The sequence below is a fragment of the Streptosporangium sp. NPDC002607 genome (assembly GCF_053592655.1).
On record NZ_JBSFWD010000122.1, the window covers coordinates 1 to 8,086 of the forward strand.

The window sequence follows — 8,086 nt, forward strand, 5'->3', positions numbered from 1 at the left end:
GCATGCGCTACGTCCCCTACGGCGGCCCCGCCGTCGTGCCCGACTGGCTGCGCACCCCACCCCGGCGACCACGCGTCGGCCTCACCATGGGCCTGAGCGCGACCGAGGTCTACGACGGCTACAACGTCGACATGCAGGACATCTTCGACGCGCTGGCCGACCTCGACATTGAACTCGTCGCCACCGTCGCCGAATCCGAACAGCGCAGATTCTCCCGGGTCCCGGACAACACCCGGATGGTCGCCTACGTGCCCTGGCACGCTCTGGCCCCCACCTGCTCGGCCGTGATCCACCACGCCGGCGCCGCCACCCTGGCCACCACCGCCCTGCACCCGGTCCCGCAGCTGTCCCTGCACTACCACTACGACCAGCCGATCCTGGCCCGCAAACTCGCCGAACACGGCGCCGGACTGGAGATCCACACCAGCCAGGTCACCGGCCAGGCCGTCCGCGACAACCTGCTGCGCCTGCTGAACGAGCCGGCCTTCCGCCGGCGCGCCACCGACCTACGCGACGAGATCCACGCGCTGCCCACCCCCAACCAGCTCGTCCCGCAGCTGGAAGAACTCACCGCCAAACACCGCTGAGGAGACGACACGATGCGCATCCTGTTCACGACATATCCAGAAAGGACGCACTTCCTGCTGCTGGCGCCGCTGGCCTGGGCACTGCGCACCGCCGGCCACGAGGTACGCGTCGCGGTCCAGCCCAAGTTCGCCGACGTCGTCACCCAGGCCGGCCTGACGGCGGTGCCCATCGGCGCCGACCGTGACCTGTGGCAGTACCTCGGCCGCCTCAAGCAGATGCCCGACACCAGGAAAAAGGGGATCGGCAGCAAAAAGGTGGGCTGGCCCACGCCATACGCCGCGGCGGAGTGGCCGGCCGAGGACGTCACCTGGGACTACCTGCACGCCGGGTACGAGCTGCAGATCCGCCAGTGGCACAAGCAGAGCAACACCCCGATGATCACCGATCTGGTGGAGTTCGCCCAGAGCTGGCAGCCCGACCTGGTGATCTGGGAGCCCACCACCTACGCGGGCGCGATCGCGGCCAAGGCCTGTGGCGCCGCGCACGCCCGCCTGCTGATCGGCGCGGACGTCTACGGCATCACCAGGGACCACTTCCTGCGCCTGCGGGCCGAGCGGCCCACCGAGGAGCGCGCCGACCCGATGGCCGACTGGCTGGGCGGCTACGCCCGCAGGTACGGGTTCGAGTTCGACGAGGACATGATCACCGGCCAGTTCACCATCGACATGCTGCCGCCCTCGCTGCGGATGCGGGCCGACCTGACGTACGTCCCGCTCCGGTACATCCAGTACGGTGGCGCCGCCGTCGTCCCGAAGTGGCTGTGGGCCCCGCCAGAGCGCACCCGGGTGGCCATCACCATGGGGCTCACCGTCACCGACCGCGACGTCGGCTACCCCGTCGACGTGCAGGACCTCTTCGACGCCCTGGGCGACCTCGACGTCGAGATCATCGCCACGATCGTGAAGGAGGAGCAGGCCAAGCTCGACCGGGTCCCCGGCAACGTCCGGATGGTGCCCTACGTACCGCTTCAGGCGCTGCTGCCCACCTGCTCGGCCGTCATCCACCACGCCGGAGTGGGCACCCTCGCCTCCACCGCCCTGCAGGGACTGCCCCAGCTGGCGTTGCCGTGGGACGTCGACCAGCCGGCCCTGGCCGAGCGGCTGGCCGCGCGGGGCGCCGGTCTGGCCGTGCACGCCACCAAGGCGACCGGTCAGGTGGTCCGCGAGAACCTGCTGCGGCTGCTGAACGAGCCGGCCTTCCGCCAGGGCGCCGACCGGTTGCGCGAGGAGTTCCTCGCCATGCCCACCCCGAACGAGTTCGTCCCGCGACTCCTCGAACTCGTCGCCGAGCACAGCGGGACCCGGTGACGCCGATGCGCGTGCTGTTCACCACCTACCCGGAGAAGACGCACTTCCTGAGCATGGTGCCGCTGGCCTGGGCGCTGCGCACCGCGGGCCACGAGGTCCGCGTCGCCGGCCAGCCCGCCTTCACCGATGTCATCACCCAGGCCGGACTCACCGCCGTCCCCGTCGGCCGCGACGCCGACCTGTGGCAGCTCATGAACCGGGACCTCACCTGGATCGGGACGGGGGTCAATGGGCTGCCCGTCCCGTACGACGCGGCCGAGTGGCACCCGCGGGATGTCACCTGGAGCTACCTCAAGGACGGCTACGACATCCAGGTCGGCCGCTGGCACAAGATGAGCAACGTTCCGATGATCACTGATCTGGTGGAGTTCGCCCGGAGCTGGCGGCCCGACCTGGTGATCTGGGAGCCCACCACCTACGCGGGCGCGCTCGCCGCCGAGGCCTGTGGCGCCGCGCACGCCCGCCTGCTGTTCAGCGTGGACACCCTCGGCGTGACCCGCGAACACCACCTGCGGCTCAAGGACCTGCAGCCGCCCGGGGAGCGGGCCGACCCGATGGCCGACTGGCTGGGCGGCTACGCCCGCAAGTACGGCTTCGAGTTCACCGAGGACCTCGTCACCGGCCAGTTCACGATCGTCCTGCTGCCGCGATCCCTGCGGATGGACGCCGACCTGGACTACCTGCCGATGCGCTACGTGCCCTACAGCGGCGCGGCGGTCATGCCGTCGTGGCTGCGGGAGCGGCCTGAACGGCCCAGGGTCGCGCTGACGATGGGGCTCAGCACCGCCGAGCACGGGGCGGGTTACGGGGTCGACCTGCAGAGCGTCCTGGACTCACTGGCCGATCTGGACATCGAGCTCGTCGCCACCGTCGCGGAACCGGAGCAGCGGAAGCTCGCCTCGGTCCCGGAAAACGCCCGGCTCGTTCCGTTCGTACCGCTGGCCGACCTCGCCCCCACCTGCGGCGCCGTGATCCACCACGCCGGGTTCGGCACCCTGGCCACCACCGCACTGAACGCGGTCCCACACCTGGCCATCCCCTGGGACGGCGACGGCCCCGCCCTGGCCAGGCGGATCGCCGCCCAGGGCGCCGGTCTCGCCGTCAACAGCAACCAGGCCACCGGCCTGATCCTCCGGGAGCGACTGCTGCGGCTGCTGAACGAACCCCGGTTCCGCCAGGGCGCGAACCGGTTGCGCGAGGAGATGCTGGCGATGCCGACTCCGAACGAGGTGACGGTCCAGCTCGAAGAGCGGGTGGCGTCGCACCGGCGACCCGTCGTGCCCGGTGGGAGGTGACGTCATGCGCGTACTGTTCGCCGCCAACCCGGAGAAGGCGCACCTGCTGGCCATGGTGCCGCTGGCCTGGGCGCTGCGCACCGCGGGCCACGAGGTCCGCGTCGCCGGCCAGCCCGCCTTCACCGACCTCATCACCCAGGCCGGACTCACCGCCGTCCCCGTCGGCCGCGACGCCGACCTGTGGCAACTGCTCGCCCGCGACCCCCGCCTCCCGGACTGGACCTGGGAACCCGCCTACGGCCTTCCCACACCATACGATGTCGTGGAATTTCCGGAAAAGGCCACCCGGGAGTATCTGACCACGGGGTACGCCGAGGTGCAGCAGTCGTGGCACCGGCCGGCCTGCCTGCCGATCATCGCCGGGCTGGTGGACTTCGCGCGGCACTGGCGGCCCGATCTCGTCATCTGGGAACCGCTCACCTTCGCCGGGCCTATCGCCGCCAAGGCCTGCGGCGCCGCCCACGCCCGGCTGCCATGGAGCCTGGACGTCTTCGGCCTCACCCGGGACCGTTTCCTGCGGCTCGGCGACGAGCGGGCCGACCCGCTCCGCGACTGGCTGGAAGGCTACGGCCGCAAGCACGGTTTCGCGTTCGACGAGGAGATGATCACCGGTCACTTCACCGTCGACCAACTGCCCGCCTCGCTGAGCATGCGGGCCGGCCTCGACTACGTCCCCATGCGGTACGTCCCCTACGGCGGCCCCGCCATCGTGCCGAAATGGCTGTGGACCGCCCCCGAGCGCCCGCGGGTCGCCCTGACGATGGGGCTGAGCCTCACCGACCACCAGGCGGGCTACTCGGTCAGCGTGCAGGAGATCCTCGACGCGCTGGCCGACCTGGACATCGAGGTGGTCGCCACCATCGCCACGACCGAGCAGGACAAGCTCGCCCGCGTCCCCGCCAACGCCCGCCTCGTCTCCTACGTACCGCTGCACGCGCTGGCACCGACCTGCTCGGTGGTCATCAGCCACGGCGGCTTCGGCACCGTGCTCACCACCGCCCTGCACGGTGTCCCCCAGCTCGCCATGCCCTGGGACTTCGACGGACCGCTGTTCGCCCGGCAGGTCGCCGACCAGGGCGCGGCGCTGGTCGTCGCAGCCGACCGGGCGAGCGGCGCGGCCGTCCGGGAGAACGTGCTGCGGCTGCTCGGCGAACCCGGCTTCCGCGAGCGCGCCGCCGACCTGCGCGACGAGATCCACGCGATGCCGAGCCCCAACGACCTCGTCCCCCGGCTCGAAGAGCTCACCGCGAAACACCGCTGAGGAGACACGATGCGCATCCTGTTCGCCACCGTCCCGGAGAAGACGATCTTCCTGCCCATGGTGCCGCTGGCCTGGGCGCTGCGCACCGCGGGCCACGAGGTCCGCGTCGCCGGCCAGCCCGCCTTCAGCGACGTCATCACCCAGGCCGGACTCACCGCCGTCCCCGTCGGCCGCAACGTCGACACCATGCGGCTCCTGCAGCTCTACGGCATGACCGCGGAGCAGCTTGAGCAGGTGCGCGTCGGGCTGCCCGCGCCGTACGACATCGTGGAGGATCCGACGGGCGGCACCTGGGAGCGCACGCTGGACGCGCACGCCGAGACGGCGGACGGGGACAGAGCCGAGAGTTTCCCGATGATCGCCGGGCTGGTGGACTTCGCCCGGCACTGGCGACCCGACCTGGTCATCTGGACACCCTTCAGCTACGCCGGGGCGATCGCCGCCAAGGCCTGCGGCGCCGCGCACGCCCGCCTGCTGTTCAGCGTCGACGTCTTCGGGATGACACGGGAACGCTTTCTCCAGCTCAGGGCCGAGCAGCCGCCCGAGAAGCGCGCCGACCCCATGGCCGACTGGCTGGGCGACTACGCCGGCAAGTACGGCTTCGACTTCACCGAGGGCATGATCACCGGTGACTTCACCATCGACCAGCTCCCCGCCTCACTGAGCATGCGCGCCGACCTCGACTACCTCCCCATGCGGTACATCCCCTACGGCGGCCCCGCCGTCGTACCCGGCTGGCTGCGCACCCCGCTCGAACGTCCCCGCGTCGCCCTCACCCTCGGCACCACCGCCACCGACATGTTCGCCGGCTACACCGCCGGCGTGCAGGACATCCTGGACTCCCTGGCCGACCTCGACATCGAGGTGGTCGCCACCATCGCCGAGTCCGAACAGGCCAAACTCTCCCGCGTTCCCGGCAACGCCCGCCTGGTGTCCTACGTGCCGCTGCACGCCCTCGCACCGACCTGTTCGGCGGTCATCAGCCACGGCGGCTTCGGCACCGTCCTCACCACCGCCCTGCACGGTGTCCCCCAGCTCGCCATGGGCTACCACTTCGACGAGCCGATCATGGCCCGCGACCTGGCCGCCCAGGGCGGCGCGCTGGCACTCCAACCCGGCCAGGCGACCGGCCAGGCCGTCCGGGAGAGCGTGCTGCGCCTGCTGGACGAGCCCGCCTTCCGCGACCGGGCGCACGACCTGCGCGACGAGATCCACGCCCTGCCCACCCCCGACCAGCTCGTCCCGCAGCTGGAGAAGCTCACCGCCGAACACCGCTGAGGAGACGACACGATGCGCGTCCTGTTCACCGCCATCCCCGAGAAAAGCGTCTTCCTGTACATGGCGCCGCTGGCCTGGGCGCTGCGCACCGCCGGCCACGACGTCCGGTTCGCGAGCCAGCCGAGGTTCACCGACGTCATCACCCAGGCCGGACTGACCGCCGTCCCCGTCGGCCGCGACGTCGACATCTGGTGGATGGCGCGCCTGGACCCGGACTCGGTCCAGGAGATACGGGCTGGAGTGCCCGCTCCCTACGACGTCGCAGAGGCTCCGGCGAACGCCACGTGGGACGACATGCTGGACGCGTACGCCGGCATGGTGCGGGAAGGACACCAGACCGACAACTTTCCGATGATCGCCGGGCTGGTGGACTTCGCCCGGCACTGGCAGCCCGACCTGGTCATCTGGGAACCATTCGCCTTCGCCGGCCCCATCGCCGCCAAGGCCTGCGGCGCCGCACACGCCCGCCTGCTGTTCGGAGTCGACGTCTTCGGGGTGACACGGGAACGCTTTCTCCAGCTCAGGGCCGAGCAGCCGCCCGAGAAGCGCGCCGACCCGCTCGCCGACTGGCTGGCCGGCTACGGCCGCAAGTACGGCTTCGACTTCACCGAGGACATGGTCACCGGGAACTTCACCATCGACCAGTTCCCGAAAAGCTTCCAGGTCGAGGCTGAGAGTCTGCGCTACCTGCGCACGCGGTACGTCCCCTACGGCGGCCCCGCCGTCGTACCCGGCTGGCTGCGCACCCCGCCCGAACGCCCCCGCGTCGCCCTCACCCTCGGCACCACCGCCACCGCGGTGTTCGACGGCTACACCGTCGACATGCAGGACATCCTCGACGCGCTGGCCGACCTCGACATCGAGGTGGTCGCCACCATCGCCGAGTCCGAACAGACCAAACTCGCCCGCGTCCCTGCCAACACCCGCCTGGTCCCCTACGTGCCGCTGCACGCCCTGGTACCCACCTGCTCGGCCGTCATCCACCACGCCGGCGCCGCCACCATGGCCACCACCGCCCTGCACCCCGTCCCCCAGCTCGCCATGGGCTACCACTTCGACCAGCCGATCCTGGCCCGCAAACTCGCCGAACACGGCGCCGGGCTGGAGATCCACCCCGGCCAGGCGACCGGCCAGGCCGTCCGCGACAGCCTGCTGCGGCTACTGAACGAGCCCGCCTTCCGCGACCGGGCGCACGACCTGCGCGACGAGATCCACGCGCTGCCCACCCCCAACCAGCTCGTCCCGCAGCTGGAAGAACTCACCGCCCGACACCGCTGAGGAGACGACACGATGCGCGTCCTGTTCGCCACACTCGCCGACAAGAGCATGTTCCAGGCGATGGTGCCGCCGGCCTGGGCACTGCGCACCGCGGGCCACGACGTCCGAGTCGCCTGCCAGCCCAAGTTCGCCGACGTCGTCACCCAGGCCGGACTGACCGCCGTCCCCGTCGGCCGCGACGCCGACGCCTGGCAGATAGCGCGGTTCGCCCCGGAACTGCTCGAACAGGCACGCGCCGGGCTGCCGATGCCGTGGAAGGTCGCGGCGGACCAGGCGGACGTCACCTGGAACGACCTACTGGCCGCGTACACCGAAGTGGTCAACGACGACTACAAGATGGACAACTTCCCGTTGGTCGCCGGCCTGGTGGACTTCGCCCGGCACTGGCGGCCCGACCTGGTCATCTGGGAACCCTTCACCATCGCCGGGGCGATAGCCGCCAAGGCCTGCGGCGCCGCGCACGCCCGGCTGCTGTGGAGCATCGACGTCTTCGGCGTCACCCGGCAGCACTTCCTGCGCCTCCAGGCCGAACAGCCCCCCGAGAAGCGCACCGACCCGCTCGCCGACTGGCTGGCCGGCTACGCCCGCAAGTACGGCTTCGACTTCACCGAGGACATGATCACCGGCCAGTTCGGCATCGACCAGCTCCCCGCCTCGCTGAGCATGCGCGCCGACCTCGACTACCTCCCCATGCGGTACGTCCCCTACGGCGGACCCGCCGTCGTACCGAAATGGCTGTGGACCCCGCCCCAATATCCCCGCGTCGCCCTCACCCTCGGCACCACCGCCACCGACATGTTCGCCGGCTACACCGTCGACGTGCAGGACATCCTCGACTCCCTGGCCGACCTCGACATCGAACTCGTCGCCACCATCGCCGAATCCGAACAGACCAAACTCTCCCGCGTTCCCGGCAACACCCGCCTGGTCTCCTACGTCCCGCTGCACGCCCTCGCACCGACCTGTTCGGCGGTCATCAGCCACGCCGGCCCCGGCACCTTCCTCACCACCGCCCTGCACGCGGTCCCCCAGCTCACCGTGCCATGGGAGTTCGACGCCCCCGAACTCGCCCGCCGCGC

At 70.8% G+C, this 8,086-nt stretch carries 7 protein-coding genes; all 7 read left to right on the forward strand.

All coding sequences use genetic code 11. The features are described from left to right. The coding region (locus ACWD3H_RS47115; protein WP_451959717.1) for a nucleotide disphospho-sugar-binding domain-containing protein at positions 1-587 on the forward strand (587 nt) is incomplete at its 5' end. Positions 588-599: 12 nt separating this feature from the next. Beyond that, on the forward strand, positions 600-1,895 hold the full coding sequence (locus ACWD3H_RS47120) for an activator-dependent family glycosyltransferase (protein ID WP_451959718.1): 1,296 nt from the start codon (positions 600-602) through the stop codon (positions 1,893-1,895). A gap of 5 nt (positions 1,896-1,900) precedes the next feature. Then, positions 1,901-3,190: an activator-dependent family glycosyltransferase gene (locus ACWD3H_RS47125; RefSeq protein WP_451959719.1), complete on the forward strand. Its 1,290-nt coding sequence runs from the start codon at positions 1,901-1,903 to the stop codon at positions 3,188-3,190. Between the two features lie 4 nt (positions 3,191-3,194). Continuing rightward, positions 3,195-4,451, forward strand: coding sequence for an activator-dependent family glycosyltransferase (locus ACWD3H_RS47130; protein WP_451959720.1), 1,257 nt, complete (start codon positions 3,195-3,197; stop codon positions 4,449-4,451). 9 nt (positions 4,452-4,460) lie between these two features. After that, complete coding sequence (locus ACWD3H_RS47135) at positions 4,461-5,729, forward strand: activator-dependent family glycosyltransferase (protein WP_451959721.1); 1,269 nt, start codon at positions 4,461-4,463, stop codon at positions 5,727-5,729. Between the two features lie 12 nt (positions 5,730-5,741). After that, on the forward strand, positions 5,742-7,007 hold the full coding sequence (locus tag ACWD3H_RS47140) for an activator-dependent family glycosyltransferase (protein WP_451959722.1): 1,266 nt from the start codon (positions 5,742-5,744) through the stop codon (positions 7,005-7,007). Between the two features lie 12 nt (positions 7,008-7,019). After that, positions 7,020-8,086, forward strand: a 1,067-nt coding sequence (locus tag ACWD3H_RS47145; protein WP_451959723.1) for a nucleotide disphospho-sugar-binding domain-containing protein, incomplete at its 3' end; no start/stop codon positions are given.